Source organism: Cognatishimia sp. SS12, from assembly GCF_028369055.1.
Taxonomy (GTDB): domain Bacteria; phylum Pseudomonadota; class Alphaproteobacteria; order Rhodobacterales; family Rhodobacteraceae; genus Cognatishimia.
Window position 1 is genome coordinate 129,393 of the sequence record NZ_JAQNCZ010000001.1, and the last position, 19,482, is coordinate 148,874.

Sequence of the window (19,482 nt, forward strand, 5' to 3'; positions counted from 1 at the left end):
TCTGCAAAATTTTGCTGCAGTGCAGCAAAAAAACCTTGAAATGCTGCACTGCAGAATGCATATTGTTTGCAGATGCAGAAAAGCGGGGTGTTCCCGCAACATTAACCGAGGAAATTGAAATGGCTAAAACTCAAGATATGACTGCGGTACTGAAAGACATGATGGGTGCTTTCCCAGTGGACACATCCGCCCTGGAAGACGCCTTCAAAAACACCGCCGCACTGAACGAAAAACTGGCAACTGTTGCTCTGGACGCAGCTGAGAAATCTTCCGAGATCTCCAGCAAATGGACCAAAGACACTCTGGCGAAACTGGCCGTGATGTCCAAAGCCAAAGCAGAGCCTGCAGATTACGCGAAAGCCGTCACCGACTTCGCCTCTGCACAAGCTGAAACCGCTGCTGAAAACATGGCGGCATTCGCAGAAGTTGCGAAAAAAGTTCAGACTGAAACTGTTGAGCTGATGATGTCGGCTTCTAAAGAAGCAACCGAAGAAGCGACCGCAGCAGTCAAAAAAGCGACCAACGACGTGACTGCCGCTGCTAAAAAAGCCGCGAAGTAAGTCACTAAAGCGTTGAGCTTTGGTAAAAAAAGCAAAGGGTGAGCCTGAGGCTCGCCCTTTCTTTTTGTTCTGCACTCGCATAAGCTTTGCTGCAACGCTGCATAAATAGGGAGAATGCACTGTGGCAGACACCGATACACCGCTCCTGATCAAGCGTTATGCCAGCCGCCGGCTGTATAACACAGAGACCAGTGACTACGTGACTTTGGATGATATCGCGAGCTTCATTCGCGATGGGCGCGAAGTGCAGATTGTCGACCTGAAAACCGGCGACGACCTGACGCGCCAATATTTGCTGCAGATCATCGCAGAGCACGAAAGCCGGGGCGAAAATATGTTGCCGGTCAATGTGTTGAATGATCTCGTGCGCTCTTATACCTCGCAGGCGACCAGCATTGTTCCTCAGTTCCTGGCCACCAGCTTTGATATGCTGCGCGAGCAGCAATCCAAGATGATGGAGAACATGTCCGCCATCAAACCCATGAACCCCATGAACCCGATGTCGGCGATGCAGGCCCAGCAGGAAGCCTTTCTGAAAGCGATGACAGGTGGCATGGCGAAGTGGCAAAAGAACATGGGCACCCAGCCAGAAGCACCGGACCTTAAAGAGGCCGAAGAAGAAGGGCTGGATGACATCAAGAAACAGCTGGCCGAGTTGCAGGCCAAACTATCAAAAATGTCCTGAAATTTTTGAATTTCAAACAAAGAAGGCCCGCAAACGCGGGCCTTCTTTGTTTTTAGAAATGGTTTAGTTCTGGGTAGGCTATGCCGCTGCCGCAGGGGCCATCACATCGTTGATGGCAGCGGTCAGCGTGTCGGCAATCACGTCCAGCTCCGCCAGCTCCAGCCGCGCGGGCAGACGCACGTCGCAGGCTTTCATCAGCATGGCGCGGGTCTGGGGCAGCTCTGGCAGATCCTTGAGGAACTGCCAATTCCAGAATGCGCGGGCGTTGTCTTCAGAGGCGCCAAAGACCTGAACTTTGATGCCGCGCGCTTGCGCTGCTTTCTGAAAGGCGGCGATCTGCGCGTCATCCATGCCGCAAAGGTTGAATTGGATGCTGTCTGGCGCGCGCTCTTCCGGGGGCAGCTTGTCGGGCACCTGCATCCAGGTGCTTTCATTCAGTCTGGCGGCGACGTAATCGTGGTTGCGCCGCCCGTGGGTGACGCGGCGCGCCACCTCTGGAAGCTGCGGGCGAATGATGGCCGCCGAAAGGTTGCCAAGGCGCAGATTGTATAGCGGCAGCTTGTTCTGCCAGCGCGCAAAGGCGGCGCTCAGCGCGGTATCTTCCGCACCGCTGGCCTGTTTGTGCTTGCGCCAGTTGTGCTCATATGCGCCGGACATGATCACCATCTGCGCCAGCAGATCGGCGTCATCTGTCACCAGAATACCGCCTTCGCCAGCGTTCACCAGCTTGTAGGATTGAAACGAAAAACAGCCGATTTTGCCAATGGTGCCGATATTGCGCCCATGCCAGGTCGTGCCCAGCGAATGCGCTGCGTCTTCGATCACGGGGATATCGCGCGCCTCACAGAGCGCCATGATCGCATCCATATCCGAGGTATGCCCGCGCATGTGGCTGATGATCACCGCCGAGACATCTGGCAGCTTGGCCTCAAAATCGGCGATGTCGATGCGGTAATTCTCGCCCACTTCGCAGAGCACCGGCACCAGATCAGCGTGCACCACCGAAGAGGGCACCGCCGCAAAGGTAAAGCCGGGGATCATCACCTTGGCGTCGCGCGGCAGGCCAAGCGCCTTGAGCGACAGGAACAGCGCTGCAGAACAGGAACTGACGGCCAGCGCATATTTGCTGCCCAAAAGCGCGGCATATTCCGCTTCAAGCAGCGCGACTGGTGCATCTTCGGGCGCGGTGTAACGGAACAGATCGCCGCTTTGTAGCAAACGGTCAATTTCCGGGCGTGCGGACGCTGGGATCGGCTCGGCAGAATAGACATCAGGCAGGGTCATAGTTTTGGCTTTGCTTAATTCATGTTTTCAAAATTCTAAAACTAGACGGTAAAGAAAACGAGTCCGATCCCGGCGCGACCGGCGTTTTTTTGCTGCTATGGCGCAGATGTCACGCGACGTTATCCGCGGGGCATGCGGAAGAAGTCGGCAATTTGATCGGCGATCACCTCGTTGGCCGTTGGCTCATCCAGACTGTCAGCCGCGGCCTGCAGTTGCGCATCGGGCACTTTGCCGGGGCCGACATATTGGATCAGCCCCTCAATCGCGTCTGGGCCGAATTCTGGGTGGGCCTGAAAGCTGAGGGCGCGATCTCCGTAGACGATCGCAGCATTGGCGCAGAAATCGTTTGAGGCAATGACGCGCGCGCCCTCGGGCAGCGCGACGACCTGATCCTGATGCCAGGCGTTCAGGGGCAGCTCAACGCCGCCAAAATCATACATCTGCCGCCCGACAGACCAGCCCCCTTTGAATTTTTCGACCGTGCCGCCAAGCGCCTGTGCGATCAGTTGATGACCAAAACAGATGCCGACGATGGGCCGGGCCTCCATGACGCAGGCGCGGATGAAGTCTTCCATCGGCGCGATCCAGTCGTGATCTTCATAGACGCCGAATTTCGACCCGGTGATCAGCCAGCCGTCGCAGGCCTCTGTACGTTCGGGCATGTCGCCTTCAAACACCCGCCATACCTCGAATGTGAAATCCTGCCCCGCCAGCAGCATTTTGAACATGGCGTCGTAATCGCCTGTGATCTCATGCATGTCCTGAACAAAGGGGCCGGTTTGAAGGATACCGATTTTCATGGCGCGACTCGCAGCTTGGGGTGAAGGCAGCGCGCTTTGTGCCACGGCGCTGCGCGCTGCGCCAGCTTGAAAATGCCTAGCGGATCAAGTTGGGGCGCAATCGCATGCGCTGACGCTTTTCCTGCGGCAAGTGCCGGTTGAGGCGGCGGTTCACAATGCCAAAGACGCCAATGATCACCAGCGTCAACAGGATGAAATAACCCGCCAGAATGGGATAGGGGATAAAGGGGTTGAACGTCTTATCCGCAAAATAATTGGCATAATAAAGCGCGTCGCCTTTCTGGCGAAACGCCGGAAAGCCGGAAAAGAACACCAGTGTTGTGGCGTGGAAAAGAAAGATCGCTTCGTTGGTGTAAGACGGCCAGGCCAGGCGCATCATTGTCGGAAAGGTGATGCGGCGAAACCGCGTCCAGCCGCTCATGCCATAGGCATCCGCCGCCTCGATATCGCCCTTGGGGATCGACAGCAGCGCGCCATAAAAGATCTGCGCGGAATAGGCGGCTGTGTTCAGAAACAGCACCACCAGCGCACCGGCCCATGCGGCGCTGAAGGCGTCAAAAATACTGGAGACGCTTTTCAGGCTGACAAAGGCGAAATAGGCAAAAAAGATCTGGATAAACAGCGGGCTGCCGCGAAAGACAAAGATGAACCATTCTGCCAGCTTGCGCAGCAGCGTGTTGCGGCTGGCCTTCCCGAGCGCAAGCGCGACCGCAAAGAAGAACCCGGCAATCAGGGCAAAGAAGCCAAAATAGATATTCCACAGCATGCCGGAGCCGATGAGGGTGAACTGTTCACAGAGCGTGAAATCACTGCGCGGCAAAAGCCGTTCGCCAATGCCCACGGCGCGCAGCCCATAGGCCTGTATCGTGTCCCAACAGCTCATGCGGCTGCCTTTCTTTGTGCTTCGCCGCCCATGGTCGCTTGGCCGCGGGTCAGGCGGGTCATCAGCCGGTCCAGCACCATTTCGGAGATTTTGGTAAAGCCAAGGTAAAACACCAGCAGGGCCAGGAAATACCACATGCGCCAATCGCCGTGCGGATAGTCGGTAAACCTTGCGGTCTTGCTGCCGCCAAGTTCACGCGCCCAATAGACGATGTCCTCAACGCCCAACAGAAACAGCAGCGGCGTCGCCTTGATCAGCACCATCCAGAGGTTGGACAGGCCGGGCAGGGCATAGACCCACATCTGCGGCACCAGTACGCGCCAAAAGGCCTGTTTGCGGTTCATGCCATAGGCTTCGGCGGTTTCGATCTGCGCGCGCGGCACGGTGTTCATCGCGCCAAAAAGGATATTGGCCGCAAAGGCCCCGAAAACAATGGCAAAGGTCAGCACCGCCAGAAAGAACCCATAGGTTTCATGCACCCATTGCGGTGCGGTGCCCAGCGGCAGTTTGGCGATCTGGCAGACCACAAAATCATTGCCCTGCCGGATGGGTTCGTTCCAATCAGGGCATTTGACCTGATGGCGCAGCCATTCAAAAGCCTGATCCAAAGCGATGACAAAAAACAGAAAAAACGCGATGTCGGGAACACCGCGCACAATGGAGATATAGATTTTTCCAACCCAGCGCAGCGGGGCAAAACGGCTGCGCGCAGCGCGGGCCCCGAAAAAGCCAAAGGCCAAGGCTGTGGGTGCCGTGATCGCAAGCAGCAGCAAAACCGTGCCAAAGGCCCGGTAAAATGCCATGTGTTTGCCCGTCGTCAGATAACAAGACAACCAGGACAGTCCACTTAGAGCGTCAGGATCACTGCAGTAGGAAAACATAAAGGTCCAAAGTCATGGGGCGGCAGACTGCCCGCCGCCCCGCTGTGGTTAGAATGTGTTCTGATCGGCACCGAACCACTTGATCAGCAGTTCGTTGAGGGTGCCGTCAGCTTTCATGGTGTCAATCGCAGCATCAAATTTCGCTTTCAACTCTCCGTCGGATTCGCGCACCCCAACACCCACACCACCGCCAAGGGCGACAGGCTCACCGACGAACACCAGATCGTCGGATTCCTCGACGATCGGCGCAAGGAAGGAGCCTTGGAAGAAGGCCGCATCCGCTTCGCCGCTGCGCACGGCGGCGATGATTTCGTCGCCCGTAGCAAATTCAAGCAAGGTTGCGCCGCTTTCGGCAACGTAACCGGATTGAATGGTGCTGGTTTGCGACGCAATCACTCCCATCAGGTCCGCATCTTCGGACAGTGCCACATAGGCTGAGGCCTCTGGCGGGATGTAGTTTTGGGTGAAGTCAATCACTTCGTCGCGCTCGTCGGTGATCGACATGCCTGCGATGATCGTGTCGTAGTTGCCGGACACGAGATTGGGGATGATGCTGTCCCATTCGTTTGTGACCCATTCGCAGGTCAGTTCTGCGCGTTTGCAAAGCTCATCGCCCAGCTCGCGCTCAAACCCGTCAACCTCGCCGTCGTCATTGATGAAGTTATACGGAGGGTAGGCCCCCTCTGTGCCCATACGGACAACAGAATGGCTGCCCGCCATTGCAAAGCTGGCGGTGAGTGCAAGCAGCGCCGTGCTAAGTGTCAGTTTTTTCATGGTATTTGCTCCCATAGTTTGGAATTCAGGCGTGGACAGTTGATGACAGAAACTGTTTCAGCCTGTCGGATTTCGGCGCACCAAACACAACGTCGGGTGGGCCTTCCTCCTCAATCAGCCCCTGGTGCAGAAACACCACGTGGCTTGAAATATCTGCGGCCATTTTCATGTCATGGGTGACGATGAGCATGGTGCGCCCCTCTTGGGCGAGGGATTTGATCACTTTGATAACTTCTTGTTCCAGCTCCGGGTCCAGCGCCGAGGTCGGTTCATCAAACAACAGCGCCTGCGGCTCCATGCAGAGGCCGCGCGCAATGGCGGCGCGCTGCTGCTGGCCACCTGACAGCTGGGCCGGATAGACATCACATTTGTCACCGATGCCCACCTTGTCGAGATAGGCGCGGGCTTTCTGCTCAACCTCTTCGCGGGGGCGGCCCTGCACCGTCAGCGGCGCTTCCATCACATTTTGCAGAATGGTCATGTGAGACCAGAGGTTGAATTGCTGGAACACCATCGACAGGTTGGTGCGAATGCGCAGGACTTGCTTGGTGTCGGCTGGCGCACGTGTTGCGCCGCTGCCTTTCCACGTAACCGCCTCGCCGTTAAAGAGAATGTCACCCTGCTGACTGTCTTCGAGCAGGTTGCAGCACCGCAGAATTGTGGATTTTCCAGAGCCCGAGCTGCCGATGAGCGAGACGACATCACCTGTCTGCGCCTTGATGTCGACGCCTTTGATCACGTCCAAGTCGCCATAGGCCTTGTGCAGGCCACGGATTTCAATCACCGGCGTGCTGTCGGTCAAGGTCATTCCCCGTTTTGGTTCTTCTTTTTATCAGAATACTTGGGCGCAAAAAATAACGGAATGCAACGCGCAAATCACGCGCGGGCAGGAGAAAATGCCCCTTTCCCTCGCGTCATGGGAAGGATGTTCAGAAATTAACCACCGGATTGGGGGGATATTCTCTGCCGCGCCAAAGCGCTGTCGCGGTCATTCACCCCCAACAGGTTTGCGGCCAGACGCACCAGGGCGTCTTCCTCGGCGTCGCGCGCCCCATCGGCCAAGACCACTTGCCACAGCGCTTCGATCACGCCGATGCGCTGCTCATAAGGTACGGCATCTTTGATGGTACGGGTAAAGCGCACGGTATCTGGCGCTTCGCTTTCCAGCGTCTCGGCTTCGCTGCGCAGCGCGGTTGCCTCAAACGGGGTCAGGTCGTAGCGCGTGGAAATAATGCGGTCGATCCGGTCAATTTCGGCAGCAGAATAATCATTGTCTGCGCGTGCAATGCGGACCAGCAGGGCCGTTAGGGCAAGGCGCGCATCATCATCGGATATCGGTGTTGGTCCGGCAGTTGTCAGCCGTTTGAGCAAATCAGAAAACATAGCCCATAGATCGGGTCTGTCGCGCAAAAGGTCAAGCGTCTGGCTGGTGCGCCGGGGGCGCTTCCCGGTGCGCTTGGCCGAATAAATCCGGAGAAAAGGCGTTTTTGGTGTGCGGCAATTACAATGTAAGCGCGAATGTCATAGTTTTTATTGCCCTTTTCCTTGTCAATGCCACAATTTCCCTCATACTCTACACTTATGAGGCGAATAATGGGTGCGTAAGACATCTGAGGTTGCGAAAGGAAACAAAGGCATGCCAAGGCAGATATGGAAACAATCCGTTGTCCTGCTCTTGTGTCTCGTGGTCAGCATTCTGGCCGCGACTTTTTCGTATAAGCAGATGAAGCGTCATGTCAGAAGTGAATTTCTGGCCATCACCGAAGAAAGCGCCAAGGCGCTGCAATCTCGGATGAATTCCTATCTTACCGCGATCCGCGGGGGCAGCAGCTTTTTCAATGCCTCTGATCACGTGACAGCCAAGGATTGGCGCGATTACGTCGACGGGCTGGATATTCAGTCGAGCTTTCCAGGCATCAATGGGATCGGTTTGATCTTCCCGGTCAAAGAGGAAAACATTCCGGAATTTCTGGCCAAGTCCCGTTTTGACGGCATTCCTGATCTTCAGATCAAGCCGGAAACTGCATTCAACGAAAAATTCGTTATCAAATATATCGAACCGCTGGAGCCGAATTTTGAAGCGCAGGGGCTTGATATCGCGTTTGAAACCGGGCGCCGCACCGCGGCTAATACCGCCCGCGAAACAGGGACCGCGCAGCTGACGCCGCGCATTGTGCTGGTGCAGGACGACACGCGCAGCCCCGGCTTTCTGTTGCTTGTCCCGATGTACGAAGACGCGGCCAATTCGCCCGAGGGGTTCATCGGCTGGGCCTATGCGCCGTTTGTGGGCACGCGCCTGTTTGATAAGCTGACATCATCGCAGGGCAAGCATTTTGAGATCGCCATTTACGATGGCACCGAGGCGGACCCTGGGGCATTGATTTATCAGACGCCAGAAGGGTCGATCACCCATAGTGAATATACCAACACAGCCACCATGCAGTTGGATATGTTCGGGCGCACATGGCGCGTGGACTGGCGGGCCTGCCTGACGTTTGAGTCGGCGATCGGTAACAAGCAATGGCTGATCATCCTGATTTCCGGCCTGGGCATGACCGTGATGCTGGCGCTGCTGTTTTATTCGCAACTGATGCGCGAACGTGAAATTCAGACCATTGTTGCGCAAAAGACGGAGCAGCTCTCTGCGCGCGAAGCCGAATTGCGCGAGCTTGAAAGCCGCTGGAATCTGGCGCTGAAAGGGGCGCGGATCGGTGTGTTTGACCGTGATCTGGCCAATGACGGCTATGTCGTGTCCGACACGCTGAAAGAATTGATGCGTCTTGATCCGAACATGCCGGATGAGGAAATGCGCGAGATCTTTTTGGAAAGCCTGCATCCTGAGGATCGCGACAAGCTTTTTGCATCGGATCAGGCCTGTATCGACGGCAAGACCGACCGCTCCATCGTGGATTTCCGGATCAAGAACCCGCACCATGATGGCAAGTGGCTGTGGATGCACGGCGACGCTGTGGTCGCTGAGCGTGACGCGCAGGGGCGTGCAACGCGCTTTCTTGGGGTTCAGATCGACACCACAGAATTGCATGAAATGCAGCACAAGCTGGAAGCATCCGAAAGCCGGTTCCGCACGATTTTCCGTGACGCGCCGGTGGGGATGGCCCTGTGCAATGACGCCAATTGCTTTACTGAAACCAACCATGCGCTTTCTGTTTTGACCGGGTATAAAGCTGCTGAGCTGAATGGCGCGCGCTTCCGCAAGATCATGTCGCGCGATGCCTACCTTGAATTCCTACCGCATTTGCAGGACGTGGCCGACAACGCGGGCAAGACATATCAGGGCGAAATTGAGCTGTTGCACAAAGATGGCAGCGCGGTTTGGGGCTTGGTCAGCATTTCGGGCATTCAGGTGCATGGTTATGACAAGCCTGTTCTGGTGGTTCAGATCCAGAACATCACCGAAGAAAAGGCCGTGCAGCGCATCAAAAATGAATTTGTGTCCACGCTCAGCCATGAGCTGCGCACGCCGCTGACCTCGATCAGCGGATCGCTTGGGTTGATCCTCGAAGGGAAGAACGTCGATATCGCCGCCCCCGTGCAGGAACGTTTGCTGAATATCGCCAAGTCCAACTGCGATCGCCTCACGCATCTGGTGAATGACATTCTTGATGTTGAACGGATAAAGTCAGGCTCTGTTGGCTTTGACATTGCGCCCAGTGATCTGAATTCATTGATTGCGGAATGCATTGATCAAATTTCACCAATCGAAGGCAGCGACCGAATTGAACAGCGCGTGGCCTGCGAGGGCTCTGTCGCTGATGTGGACCCCAACCGTTTGCAGCAGGTGATGACCAATCTTCTGTCCAACGCGATGAAGTTCTCGCAGAAAGACACCGATGTGATTGTTGCTGTGCAGGATGCGGGGGCCGCGCTGCGCGTATCGGTGCGCAACACCGGCGACGCGATCCCCGATGCTTTTGTCGCAAAAATGTTCGAGCCGTTTTCGCAGGCCGACAGTTCTGACACGCGCAAGGCTGGCGGCACCGGCCTGGGCCTGCATATCTGCAAACAGATTGTGGAGCGGATGGGCGGCGAGATTGGCTATGATGCGCCTGAACAGGGCATCGTCGAGATCTGGTTTACCGTGCCCAGATCACGGGCGATGGACGCGCCCGATCTGGGCGAGGCGCACCAGCGCGCCGCTGGTTCCTGATCGGCCAGCCCTCAGTCGCTGAGCAGCCGTTTGGACAATTCGGTCTTGTGCAGGGGCAGGGCGAGAACCCGATCCATCCGCATGCCACGAGCTGTTTCGTGATAGCCGCGATAGCGCGACAGGCCAATGGCGCGTGTGTTAGAGGTCATGACCTCAATCCGGGCGGCGTCAAACCCCTTGCGTTTCAAATCCGCCTCGATTTCTGCCAGCAGGTGCGATCCGATGCCTTTGCCCTCATTCGGGCGCGTTACCCAAAGATCGCTGATGCGGTTTTCCCCATCCGCTGTCGCCACGAAGCCCAGCACCTCGGTGCGGGTTTCAGCGACCAGAATATTGTTGGATTGATCGGCGACAAAACTGGCAAACGCCTCGGGCGAGGCCCGTTCCTTGGTGGTGTCGGGCAGATCTGTGGCGATCCCACGTTGCCATGCATCATGGCCGATCCGGGCCAAAACCGGCGCATCCGAAGGGCGCGCACGACGTATGAGAAAATCGATCATCCGAACCTCGCTTTGTGGATATGACAATCAGGCTGGGATGCGAAATAGCATAACTTTGCGCAAAAAGCGATATGCGACAGGTTGAATGGGAAAAACGCCGCTGATGGGCGGCGTTTTTCGAATGATTTTCGGTTTTTGAAGCTCAGACGAGACGCGAGTTTTCTTTTGCGGCCCGGACAAAATCCTTGAACAGCGGATGTGGGTCAAAAGGTTTGGATTTCAGCTCTGGGTGGAACTGAACACCGATGAACCAGGGGTGATCCTCCCATTCGACGATTTCAGGCAGACGGCCATCCGGGCTCATGCCCGAAAATTTCAGACCGGCTTTTTCCAGCGCGTCACGGTATTTGATGTCAACTTCATAGCGGTGGCGATGACGCTCTTCGATTTGCGGTGTGCCATAGACACGCGCCACGTTGGAGCCCTCGCTCAGCACCGCATTATAGGCCCCCAGACGCATTGTGCCGCCCTTGTTGTCATCCGCCTTGCGGGTCACTTTGGCGTTGCCCTGTACCCATTCCTTGAGGTGATAAACCACAGGTTCGAAACGTTTTTTACCGGCCTCGTGATCAAATTCTTCGGACCCGGCGTCCGCGACACCGGCCACGTTGCGCGCGCCCTCGATCACTGCCATCTGCATGCCAAGGCAAATGCCCAGATAGGGCACCTTGTGTTCACGGGCGAATTGCGCGGCCTTGATTTTGCCCTCGGTGCCGCGCTCGCCAAAGCCGCCGGGCACAAGAATGGCGTCATAGCCTTGCAGGTGCGGGGTGGCATCGCCCTTGTCAAACAGCTCAGCATCCACCCAGTTCACATTGACACGCACACGGTTGTGCATGCCGCCATGTATCAGCGCCTCTTTGATCGACTTATAGGCGTCTTCCAACTGGGTGTATTTGCCCACGATGGCAACGTTGACCTCGCCATCCGTATTGTGGATGCGGTCGGCCACATCGTTCCAGCGGGCCAGATTCGGCTTGGGGGCGGGGGCAATGCCAAAGGCATCCAGAACCGCCTGATCCAGCCCTTCGCGGTGATAGGCCAGCGGCGCTTCGTAGATCGAGTTGAGGTCATAAGCGGCCACCACGGCCTCTTTGCGCACGTTACAGAACAGGGCGATTTTCTCGCGCTCTTTTTCCGGGATCGGCTGTTCGGAGCGGCAGACCAGAATGTCAGGCGCGATACCGATGGATTGCAGCTCTTTGACCGAGTGCTGGGTGGGTTTGGTTTTCAGCTCACCCGAGGCGGCCAGATAGGGCAACAGGGTCAGGTGCATAAAGATGCATTGACCGCGGGGTTTGTCATGGGAAAATTGGCGGATGGCCTCAAAGAAGGGCAGGCCCTCGATGTCGCCCACGGTGCCGCCGATTTCGCACAGCATGAAATCAACTTCGTCATCGCCAACATTGATGAAGTCTTTGATTTCGTTGGTGACATGCGGCACCACCTGTATGGTCTTGCCCAGGTAATCGCCGCGGCGTTCACGCTCCAGTACATTGGAATAGATCCGGCCAGAGGACACCGAGTCGGTCATGCGGGCCGGTACGCCGGTGAATCGCTCATAGTGACCAAGGTCCAGATCGGTCTCGGCCCCATCGTCGGTGACAAAAACCTCGCCATGTTCAAACGGGCTCATCGTGCCCGGGTCAACGTTGAGGTAAGGGTCCAGCTTGCGCAGCCGCACGGTGTAACCACGCGCCTGAAGCAAAGCACCCAGCGCCGCAGAGGCAAGCCCTTTGCCCAAAGACGAAACAACACCGCCTGTAATGAAAATATACCGAGCCATAGGTTTGGCGACCCCCGTGATTGCCAACGCATGCATCCAAGATGACAGCGTAATTTCCAAAAAAGCGAGCACCCACGGCAAGAAAAATTGCCGTAGCATCACGGGACTCAAGATATAAAGGATTCGCTCAAGTTTGGCAATATGACCGCAAGATGCTGTTGCGATCAAATCAGAATACTCAAGCTATGGTAGTCGCGGTGGGCCTCCCCCCACGACTGAATGTGCGGATTAGTTGGCTTTTGGCACCAGCGGTGCGTCATCGCCTTGGGCCGGTGGGACCAGCGCGTCAGCGGCAGGCACCGGTGCTTCGCTTGGTGTCAATTCTGTGCCCAATGTATCAATCACCGAAACACCCGCAGAGTTTTTCGCTGCGATCACGGTCAGTGCGATTGAGGTGCAGATAAATGCCGCGGCCAGCAGCCAGGTCATTTTACCAAGGGCCGTTGCCGCAGAGCGGCCAGAGACAGCGCCGCCGCCACCACCGCCCATGCCAAGGCCACCGCCTTCGGAACGTTGCATCAGAACGATGCCAATAAGCGCCAGCGCCAGAAGGAGGTGGATAATGAGGACAACGTTTTCCATGGTGGCCTTAATCTTGCGAGCATTCGGTTTGTACAGCGGGGTATCTATGCAGTTTTGCCGATCAGGGCAAGGCGCTTTCTTGCGCGGATGCGCGCCGGGTGAGAAGGCGCTCAGTCTTCGACATCATCCACATCGGCCTGACCGGACAGCTGACGTCGCACAAGGCTCCAGCTGAGGCCGATCCCCAGCACGCAGCTGAGGGCAAAAATCCCGAGCCAAGTGTTCAGGCTGCGGTTGGCGAGGGTCAGAATACCCCAATCATAAAGCACCCAAAGCAGCGCCGCGAGCACCGCAAGAATAAGGAACATGCCAAAGCCGCCGATCGAGCGCAGCGTCGCGCGCAGATAGATGATATAGCCGATGGTCAGCAGCAGCCCCATCAGAACCGTGACGGGCAACTCGCTGGCATAGTTATTCGCGGTCCAGCGGACATAGTTGAAATCCGTTGGATTGAATGTGAATGCCAAAAGCAGAAAGGCAAAGATCCAGCGCAGGAAATAGCCCATCCCGTCCCCCATCGTTTTTTGCAAGCATGTGCGCAAAAACGTCCTCTATGTCCAGAGCAGGGCAGCTCGGCAGGCGCAGAAACCTTGTGGATGTCACCTTGTTTCAACGCAGGGCGCTAAAGTGACACCACTTTGTCGATGGCCTTGCCCCAGCTCAATATGCGAAAGCTGCGGTATTTCGGGTTGTAGTAGGGGTCTTGTTGCACGATATCGACGACCTCTTCGAAATCGCAGCTTTTGACGATCCACATGCCGCCACAAAAGGGCGCGCCAGGCATTGGGCGCATGCCACCGGCAATTTTGATGCGGTTTTCATTCCGTTTTAGAAATTCCAGATGGGCCGCTCCGAATTCGCGGCGATGGGCAATCATTTCCGGGGCATCATCAAAAAGGACGACCCAATAAGCATTTGGCATAATTTGTCTCCGCTCCCATTGTGCCTAGCCTAGGGGGTGGCGGCGCGTAAAACAGTGCCAGTTTACAGCGGCGGATCAGCCCAGTGGCAGCCACGTCTGTGCGATTTGCATGACTTTCGCAATATTTGCGGTTTCCCAATCGATACACTGTCGTTACAAGGGCGCGGGTTTTGACATCTGATTTAAGGACCGGACATGGCCAATGTTGTCGTCGTAGGCGCCCAGTGGGGCGATGAGGGTAAAGGTAAGATTGTGGACTGGCTCAGCGAACGCGCTGATGTCATCGCGCGTTTCCAGGGCGGGCATAACGCTGGCCATACGCTCGTCATCGACAGCAAGGTTTACAAACTGCACGCGCTGCCATCCGGCGTGGTGCGGGGCGGCAAACTGTCGGTCATCGGTAATGGCGTGGTGCTGGACCCCTGGCACTTGATGAAAGAGATCGCCACTGTCCGCGCGCAGGGCGTTGAGATTTCGCCCGAAACATTGATGATCGCGGAAAACACCCCGCTGATCCTGCCGATCCACGGCGAGCTTGACCGCGCCCGCGAAGAAGCGGCCTCCAAAGGCACCAAGATCGGCACCACCGGTCGCGGCATCGGCCCAGCCTATGAAGACAAGGTTGGCCGCCGCGCGATCCGCGTTGCGGATCTGGCGGATGAGGCCACGCTTGAGGCTCGCGTTGATCGGGCTCTGCAGCACCATGACCCGCTGCGCAAAGGTCTGGGCATTGACCCCGTGGATCGCGATGCCTTGGTTGCGCAGCTCAAAGAGGTGGCCGCAGAGATTTTGCCGTTTGCTGCACCCGTTTGGAAAGTGCTGGCCGAAAAGCGCAAATCCGGCAAACGTATTTTGTTTGAAGGTGCGCAGGGCGCACTATTGGATATCGACTTTGGCACATATCCCTTTGTGACCTCCTCCAACGTGATTGCAGGCCAAGCCGCGACTGGTGTTGGCGTGGGGCCGGGCTCTATCGACTACGTGCTTGGGATTGTGAAAGCCTATACCACCCGTGTTGGCGAAGGTCCGTTCCCAACCGAGCTGGACGATGACGACGGCAATCGCCTTGGCACCCGTGGCCATGAGTTTGGCACCACCACCGGGCGCAAACGCCGCTGTGGTTGGTTTGATGCCTGCCTTGTGCGCCAGACATGCGCGACCTCGGGCATCACAGGTATTTCGCTGACCAAGCTGGATGTACTGGACGGGTTTGAAACCCTGAAAATCTGCGTTGGCTACATGCTTGATGGCGAACGGCTGGACTATCTGCCCACCGCTGCTGATCAGCAGGCGCGTTGCACACCTATCTATGAGGAAATGCCAGGCTGGTCTGAATCCACCGAAGGCGCGCGCAGCTGGAATGATCTGCCTGCCAATGCGATCAAATACGTCAAACGGGTCGAAGAGTTGATCGAATGCCCCGTTGCGTTGTTGTCGACCTCGCCTGAGCGGGACGACACTATTTTGGTCACCGATCCTTTCGCGGATTGATCTGATGGCGCTGACGCATAAAGCAAAGCGCAAATGGGCGGCCCTGATCCTTTTGGTCGGGCTGCCGATCTACATCATTTTGGCGACCGTCTTGGCCACAACCGTTGTCGGCTGGTTTGGCCGTCCGGTGTTTTTGCTGCAGCTTGCGATTTACGTGGGTCTTGGTGTGCTCTGGATCCTGCCGTTCAAGAAGGTTTTTCTTGGGGTCGGGCAAGCGGATCCAGAGGCCGAAAATTCAGATCAAGATCGCCCTTGATCATATTGATATAACGAAAAAAAGCCGTCGCGAATGCGACGGCTTTTTTGTTTCTCTCGGCTGCATCAGCCCGCTTCGCGGTCATTGTCATCCGGCTTGAAGTTGATGCTGTCTGACGCGGTGAAACGCCCGCCAGCAATTTTCTCAATCTTCTTCTCGCGCAGCAGTTGGCCAAAGCTGCGCAGGCAGGCTTCGCGCTCCAGGCGATCTTCGCCGACCTGATAGGCCAGGCGCATCAGCATTGGGCGCGAGAAGCGCGCACGGCCCTCGACATGCGTCAGGTAAGACGCCGCCGCCTCCAGCACTTCGGGCAACTGTGTTGCGCCCATGCTTTCGGCAAATTCCGCGAAATCGCTTGGGCCTTCGCCAGTCTCGGAAGGGGCCACATCTTCGACAGCCACGCGGCGCGGGCGCACCGGTTTCGCGGCTTGCTCTTCTGGCTGGTCGATTCTCTGGGCGGCCACCAGTTTCAGCGGCGCGGTGGAGCGGCGCGAACGTTTCTCGCCATCCTCGGACTGCCGTGGGCGCATCGCGCTGGCAAGATCATCGCGGTAGGCTTCGGAATTGTCCTCTTTTTGCAGCGATTTGCCGGCGTCTTTTTCGGCTTTGGTCGCGGCAACAGCGGCGCGCAGATGTGCGATCGCGTTGCGGCGGCGGTTGCCTTCAGGTTCGTCCAGCTTGGTATTGGCTTCTTCAATCAGACGGTCCACAGCTTCCTCACCGGCGTTCTGCCCCTCAAGGGCAGCGCGGCGATTGCGGCGGGCGCGGCGCGGCGTGACGCGCTCAGGCGCGGCGGTATCCTCAGCGGCGGCCGGGGCCTCGGCTTCGGGTGTCGCCTCTGCGGTATCGACCTCAAGGTCAGCGCGCGAACTTGCCGGCAGCGGCAGTGGTTCGTCGTTCAGCTCGGCGTCAACTTCGGCCAGCTGCGCCATCAGGTCGGCTTCGTCCTCGTCAGAAAGCGATGTTTGCGCCGCAGGGGTCGCGTCGGCCTGGTCGAAATCTTCTTCGATCAGACCATCGGCCACCGCTTCTTCAAACTCGGCGCGCTTCATGCGGATCACACGTGGGCGTGGTGACGGGGCAGGGGCAGCGGCGGCAGGCAATTCGACACTGAGCGTGTCCGCGTCGTCTGCGTCGTCTTCTTGATCGTCTGATTGTTGATCGTCTGCTTGCGCCTCTGCTGCGTCATCCTCGTGCTGGTCAAAAGCCTCAGCGACGGCCATATCGTCAGCATGCTGGTCTTCGATGAAATCGTCTTCATCGTCCTCATCCACACCAGCGCGGGACACCACGGCGCGGATACGGCGCAGTTTGGCGGCAATGCTGTCTTCGGCGTCGTCAGTGGCCTCTGCAGCCGGAGCTGCGGTTTTGGGCGCGTCGAAATCTTCGTCAAACAGATTGTCTGCGGCGTCCATATCCTCAGCGTCATCAGCCTCTGCTTCTGCTTCGAGATCGGTCTCTGCCGCAACATCTTCGTCCGCCTCGGCATCGGCCGCGACCTCTGGTTCAACGTTGGCCGCAACCTCTGGCGCGGCTTCAACCTCTGGCGCGGATTCGACGGCCATTTCTGGTGCAGCGGAGTGTTCTTCTGCCTCAGGCTCAGCGGACTCAGCGGGCTGATCATCTTCAGCCGCTTCAACCTCAGGCGTTTCGCTCTGCGCGGCCTGCGGGGCTTGTGCCTCCTCGGCAGTCAATTCTTCGGGCTGGCTCTCAGTCAGAACGGCTTTGTCCTCAGCCTCGAAGGGCTCAGCGTCTTTTTCAGCCACTGTGTCCGCCGCAGCTTCGGTGGCAGCGGGGGCCGCCGCCGCGGCGCTAAGTACCAAGGTGCCATGTTCATGGCGGGCCTGAACGCGGCGTTCGATCTCGCGTTCGGCAATGCGCGTCAGCATTTCGGCATCCGGCGTCGGCGGCTCGGCGCCAAAATAGCGGTCGTCGGCGGCCAAGTCCCGGAAATACTCAGCAATTGCCTTCATGGTATCAAAGGAATCCTCAAACCCTTCCAGGGTGCACGAGAATGTCCCATACGATACCGTCAGAACTTTGTTATTGGTAACCATTGGATTCGGGTCCTTTGCACTACTCAAAGCCTGTTTACCATCTTCAGGGTGGCCAAACGTGACCGATTCTGTGCCTTTGAGCGTATCATTTTGGGGCCAAAATGGGGCAAGCTTCCGTAAATGCCCTTAGAATCAGGGAGTCGCCGTGATTGTTGAAGAATCTCAAACAGTAACGCTGGTTGGTGCCGGATCGGCAACAAAGGCCGAAATTGATCGCTGTTTGGCCTTGGGGCCGACTTTGGTGGCGGCGGATGGCGGCGCGGCGCATTGTTTGGCGGCAGATCATCTGCCGACGGCGGTGATTGGGGATATGGATTCTCTGCCCGCAGATATGCGCGCCCATATTCCCGCAGACCGTGTGCACCCGGTGGGTGAACAGGACAGTACGGATTTTGACAAAGCCCTGCGCAATATCTCTGCCGCGCTGGTTCTGGGGGTGGGGTTCACCGGCGCGCGGCTGGACCATCAGCTTGCCTGCTACAACGTATTGGTGCGCCAGCCCTGGCAGCGATGCATCCTGCTCAGCGATACAGACATCGCGTTTCTGGCCCCGCCGCGCCTGCAGCTGTCGTTGCAAGCGGGCACACGGGTATCGCTATTTCCGCTTGGATTGGTGGAGGGCGTGTCTGATGGGCTCAAATGGCCGATTGGCGGGCTGACCTTCACACCCGATGGGCGCATTGGTACCTCAAACGAGGCATTGGGCGATATCGATGTGACCGTCACGGGTCCCAAGATGCTGGTAATCCTGCCTCAGGCTGAGCTTGAGAATGTGGCAGCCGCGCTCTCAGCGCAGCCCGGTGGCTGGCCCGCTCCCTAAAGACGATGTAAAGCCCGGCACTGACGGTGACGACAATGCCAATAGCAGCCAGCGTATTGGGCAGATCACCAAATACGGCAAAGCCGACGAGGGTTGTGACCGGCAGCTCCACATAGCTTAGCGGCGCGAGGGTGGCCGAAGGCGCAAAGCGCAGCGACCATGTCATCAAGAGATGCGCCAGGGTGCCAATTACCCCGGCGGCCAGCATCAAGCTCAGCGCCGTGCCTTGCGGCAAGGCCAGACTGAAGGCCTCCCAACCCTGTGCACGCCCCAGCAACAGAAGCGGCAGCAAGAGCAGGGCTGCCATGGCACCGCTGGACATCTGGATCGCCACCGGGTCGACCTGCTGCGCGATCTGCCGCCCAACCAGCATAAAGAGCGAAAAGGCGACCGCCACCAATAGCGGCCAGAGCGCAGGCAGACCGACGGCCACAAAGCTGGGCTGAATCACCAGAAGCGTCCCAACAAATCCGACGCAGCAGGCGGCAATCCGGTGCATCCCGACTTCTTCGTTCAGAAACACCTTACCGAGGATCAATTGCAGAAAGGGCATGACAAAGGCGATGGCAATCGCATCCGCCAGCGGCAAGTAACGCAGCGCCATGAACATCGCGCCGATGCCAACCATATGGAAAAGCGTGCGCAGAAAAATCAGACCAAAGTGCCCAGGTTTGCATGCGGCCAGCAACCGCCCGCGCCACACCAACGGGGCCAAGAGCACGGATTGAATGGCAAATCGGTAGAAGATGAACACCCCCACCGCAATCAGATCGCCCAATAGCTTCACCATCGCGTCACCGATGGGCGCGAGCAGGCTAAAGCCCAGCATCAAGAGGATGCCAATATAGGGACGATCCTGAGACATGGGGCGACGCTAGGTTTCGTGACAATGAATGGCAAGCGGGTCGTCGGGTCGCCGCCGCCCTAAATATAGTTTTTTCCTATGTAAAATTAACAAAACCAATATTTGAAATTATGTAAGAACAAGGCGAGTTACCGAGCATAATTTGCAGACATCTGGACTGCGAGATCA

General features: G+C 57.3%; 20 protein-coding genes. 6 read left to right on the forward strand and 14 right to left on the reverse strand.

Annotated elements, in window-relative coordinates:
- The first annotated feature begins 119 nt into the window (after positions 1 to 119).
- Both N6L24_RS00675 and phaR read left to right on the forward strand, forming a co-directional pair.
- Positions 120 to 560 (forward strand): phasin family protein, encoded by a 441-nt coding sequence (locus N6L24_RS00675; RefSeq protein ID WP_271843449.1) that lies wholly within the window; start codon positions 120 to 122, stop codon positions 558 to 560.
- Positions 561 to 681: 121 nt separating this feature from the next.
- Positions 682 to 1,245 (forward strand): polyhydroxyalkanoate synthesis repressor PhaR, encoded by a 564-nt coding sequence (phaR, locus tag N6L24_RS00680; protein WP_271842718.1) that lies wholly within the window; start codon positions 682 to 684, stop codon positions 1,243 to 1,245.
- A gap of 78 nt (positions 1,246 to 1,323) precedes the next feature.
- Here phaR and N6L24_RS00685 read toward each other — a convergent pair whose 3' ends face one another.
- The 7 genes from N6L24_RS00685 to N6L24_RS00715 all read right to left on the reverse strand — a co-directional run bounded on the left by N6L24_RS00685 (position 1,324) and on the right by N6L24_RS00715 (position 7,250).
- Positions 1,324 to 2,529, reverse strand: coding sequence for a DegT/DnrJ/EryC1/StrS family aminotransferase (locus N6L24_RS00685; RefSeq protein WP_271842719.1), 1,206 nt, complete (start codon positions 2,527 to 2,529; stop codon positions 1,324 to 1,326).
- Between the two features lie 119 nt (positions 2,530 to 2,648).
- On the reverse strand, positions 2,649 to 3,329 hold the full coding sequence (locus N6L24_RS00690) for a type 1 glutamine amidotransferase (RefSeq protein ID WP_271842720.1): 681 nt from the start codon (positions 3,327 to 3,329) through the stop codon (positions 2,649 to 2,651).
- Between the two features lie 76 nt (positions 3,330 to 3,405).
- Positions 3,406 to 4,212, reverse strand: coding sequence for an ABC transporter permease (locus N6L24_RS00695; RefSeq protein WP_271842721.1), 807 nt, complete (start codon positions 4,210 to 4,212; stop codon positions 3,406 to 3,408).
- Positions 4,209 to 5,093, reverse strand: coding sequence for an ABC transporter permease (locus N6L24_RS00700; RefSeq protein WP_271842722.1), 885 nt, complete (start codon positions 5,091 to 5,093; stop codon positions 4,209 to 4,211). Before N6L24_RS00700 ends, N6L24_RS00695 begins: the two co-directional genes overlap by 4 nt.
- Positions 5,094 to 5,141: 48 nt before the next feature.
- On the reverse strand, positions 5,142 to 5,867 hold the full coding sequence (locus tag N6L24_RS00705; RefSeq protein ID WP_271842723.1) for a transporter substrate-binding domain-containing protein: 726 nt from the start codon (positions 5,865 to 5,867) through the stop codon (positions 5,142 to 5,144).
- Positions 5,868 to 5,892: 25 nt separating this feature from the next.
- Positions 5,893 to 6,669: an ABC transporter ATP-binding protein gene (locus N6L24_RS00710; protein WP_271842724.1), complete on the reverse strand. Its 777-nt coding sequence runs from the start codon at positions 6,667 to 6,669 to the stop codon at positions 5,893 to 5,895.
- Between the two features lie 134 nt (positions 6,670 to 6,803).
- Positions 6,804 to 7,250 carry a tellurite resistance TerB family protein gene (locus N6L24_RS00715; RefSeq protein ID WP_271842725.1) on the reverse strand — a complete coding sequence of 149 codons (447 nt, stop codon included), beginning with the start codon at positions 7,248 to 7,250 and terminating at the stop codon, positions 6,804 to 6,806.
- Positions 7,251 to 7,503: 253 nt separating this feature from the next.
- Between N6L24_RS00715 and N6L24_RS00720 the strand changes: the two genes are divergently transcribed.
- On the forward strand, positions 7,504 to 10,035 hold the full coding sequence (locus tag N6L24_RS00720) for a CHASE domain-containing protein (protein ID WP_271842726.1): 2,532 nt from the start codon (positions 7,504 to 7,506) through the stop codon (positions 10,033 to 10,035).
- An 11-nt stretch (positions 10,036 to 10,046) separates the two neighbouring features.
- Here the strand turns inward: N6L24_RS00720 and N6L24_RS00725 are convergent, their stop codons facing one another.
- From N6L24_RS00725 to N6L24_RS00745, 5 genes are all read right to left on the reverse strand, one after another.
- Positions 10,047 to 10,535, reverse strand: a complete 489-nt coding sequence (locus N6L24_RS00725; RefSeq protein WP_271842727.1) for a GNAT family N-acetyltransferase — start codon at positions 10,533 to 10,535, stop codon at positions 10,047 to 10,049.
- Positions 10,536 to 10,677: 142 nt separating this feature from the next.
- Complete coding sequence (locus tag N6L24_RS00730) at positions 10,678 to 12,321, reverse strand: CTP synthase (protein WP_271842728.1); 1,644 nt, start codon at positions 12,319 to 12,321, stop codon at positions 10,678 to 10,680.
- 228 nt (positions 12,322 to 12,549) lie between these two features.
- A complete protein-coding gene (gene secG, locus N6L24_RS00735; protein ID WP_271842729.1) occupies positions 12,550 to 12,903 on the reverse strand; it encodes a preprotein translocase subunit SecG in 354 nt (117 codons plus the stop codon).
- Between the two features lie 110 nt (positions 12,904 to 13,013).
- Positions 13,014 to 13,409, reverse strand: a complete 396-nt coding sequence (locus N6L24_RS00740) for a DUF6524 family protein (protein WP_271842730.1) — start codon at positions 13,407 to 13,409, stop codon at positions 13,014 to 13,016.
- A gap of 116 nt (positions 13,410 to 13,525) precedes the next feature.
- Positions 13,526 to 13,825: a YciI family protein gene (locus N6L24_RS00745; RefSeq protein WP_271842731.1), complete on the reverse strand. Its 300-nt coding sequence runs from the start codon at positions 13,823 to 13,825 to the stop codon at positions 13,526 to 13,528.
- Between the two features lie 195 nt (positions 13,826 to 14,020).
- On the opposite strand from N6L24_RS00745, the gene N6L24_RS00750 reads away from it, so the two are divergent.
- On the forward strand, positions 14,021 to 15,316 hold the full coding sequence (locus N6L24_RS00750) for an adenylosuccinate synthase (RefSeq protein ID WP_271842732.1): 1,296 nt from the start codon (positions 14,021 to 14,023) through the stop codon (positions 15,314 to 15,316).
- 4 nt (positions 15,317 to 15,320) lie between these two features.
- Entirely contained in the window at positions 15,321 to 15,572 is a 252-nt protein-coding gene (locus N6L24_RS00755) for a DUF2842 domain-containing protein (RefSeq protein WP_271842733.1), read from the forward strand.
- A 65-nt stretch (positions 15,573 to 15,637) separates the two neighbouring features.
- Here the strand turns inward: N6L24_RS00755 and N6L24_RS00760 are convergent, their stop codons facing one another.
- Entirely contained in the window at positions 15,638 to 17,629 is a 1,992-nt protein-coding gene (locus N6L24_RS00760; RefSeq protein WP_271842734.1) for a hypothetical protein, read from the reverse strand.
- 145 nt (positions 17,630 to 17,774) lie between these two features.
- Here N6L24_RS00760 and N6L24_RS00765 point away from each other — a divergent pair, with 145 nt between their 5' ends.
- Complete coding sequence (locus N6L24_RS00765) at positions 17,775 to 18,449, forward strand: thiamine diphosphokinase (protein WP_271842735.1); 675 nt, start codon at positions 17,775 to 17,777, stop codon at positions 18,447 to 18,449.
- Here the strand turns inward: N6L24_RS00765 and N6L24_RS00770 are convergent.
- A complete protein-coding gene (locus tag N6L24_RS00770) occupies positions 18,352 to 19,314 on the reverse strand; it encodes a DMT family transporter (protein ID WP_271842736.1) in 963 nt (320 codons plus the stop codon). The two genes, N6L24_RS00765 and N6L24_RS00770, sit on opposite strands and share 98 nt — an antisense overlap.
- Positions 19,315 to 19,482 lie beyond the last annotated feature (168 nt).

Excerpts from the sequence above, each read along its gene's own strand:
- N6L24_RS00675 (WP_271843449.1), top strand. The coding sequence starts at position 120 with ATGGCTAAAACTCAAGATATGACTGCGGTACTGAAAGACATGATGGGT.
- N6L24_RS00685 (WP_271842719.1), bottom strand. The coding sequence starts at position 2,529 with ATGACCCTGCCTGATGTCTATTCTGCCGAGCCGATCCCAGCGTCCGCA.
- N6L24_RS00690 (WP_271842720.1), bottom strand. The coding sequence starts at position 3,329 with ATGAAAATCGGTATCCTTCAAACCGGCCCCTTTGTTCAGGACATGCAT.
- N6L24_RS00695 (WP_271842721.1), bottom strand. The coding sequence starts at position 4,212 with ATGAGCTGTTGGGACACGATACAGGCCTATGGGCTGCGCGCCGTGGGC.
- N6L24_RS00700 (WP_271842722.1), bottom strand. The coding sequence starts at position 5,093 with ATGTTTTCCTACTGCAGTGATCCTGACGCTCTAAGTGGACTGTCCTGG.
- N6L24_RS00705 (WP_271842723.1), bottom strand. The coding sequence starts at position 5,867 with ATGAAAAAACTGACACTTAGCACGGCGCTGCTTGCACTCACCGCCAGC.
- N6L24_RS00715 (WP_271842725.1), bottom strand. The coding sequence starts at position 7,250 with ATGTTTTCTGATTTGCTCAAACGGCTGACAACTGCCGGACCAACACCG.
- N6L24_RS00720 (WP_271842726.1), top strand. The coding sequence starts at position 7,504 with ATGCCAAGGCAGATATGGAAACAATCCGTTGTCCTGCTCTTGTGTCTC.
- N6L24_RS00725 (WP_271842727.1), bottom strand. The coding sequence starts at position 10,535 with ATGATCGATTTTCTCATACGTCGTGCGCGCCCTTCGGATGCGCCGGTT.
- N6L24_RS00730 (WP_271842728.1), bottom strand. The coding sequence starts at position 12,321 with ATGGCTCGGTATATTTTCATTACAGGCGGTGTTGTTTCGTCTTTGGGC.
- secG (WP_271842729.1), bottom strand. The coding sequence starts at position 12,903 with ATGGAAAACGTTGTCCTCATTATCCACCTCCTTCTGGCGCTGGCGCTT.
- N6L24_RS00740 (WP_271842730.1), bottom strand. The coding sequence starts at position 13,409 with ATGGGCTATTTCCTGCGCTGGATCTTTGCCTTTCTGCTTTTGGCATTC.
- N6L24_RS00745 (WP_271842731.1), bottom strand. The coding sequence starts at position 13,825 with ATGCCAAATGCTTATTGGGTCGTCCTTTTTGATGATGCCCCGGAAATG.
- N6L24_RS00750 (WP_271842732.1), top strand. The coding sequence starts at position 14,021 with ATGGCCAATGTTGTCGTCGTAGGCGCCCAGTGGGGCGATGAGGGTAAA.
- N6L24_RS00755 (WP_271842733.1), top strand. The coding sequence starts at position 15,321 with ATGGCGCTGACGCATAAAGCAAAGCGCAAATGGGCGGCCCTGATCCTT.
- N6L24_RS00760 (WP_271842734.1), bottom strand. The coding sequence starts at position 17,629 with ATGGTTACCAATAACAAAGTTCTGACGGTATCGTATGGGACATTCTCG.
- N6L24_RS00770 (WP_271842736.1), bottom strand. The coding sequence starts at position 19,314 with ATGTCTCAGGATCGTCCCTATATTGGCATCCTCTTGATGCTGGGCTTT.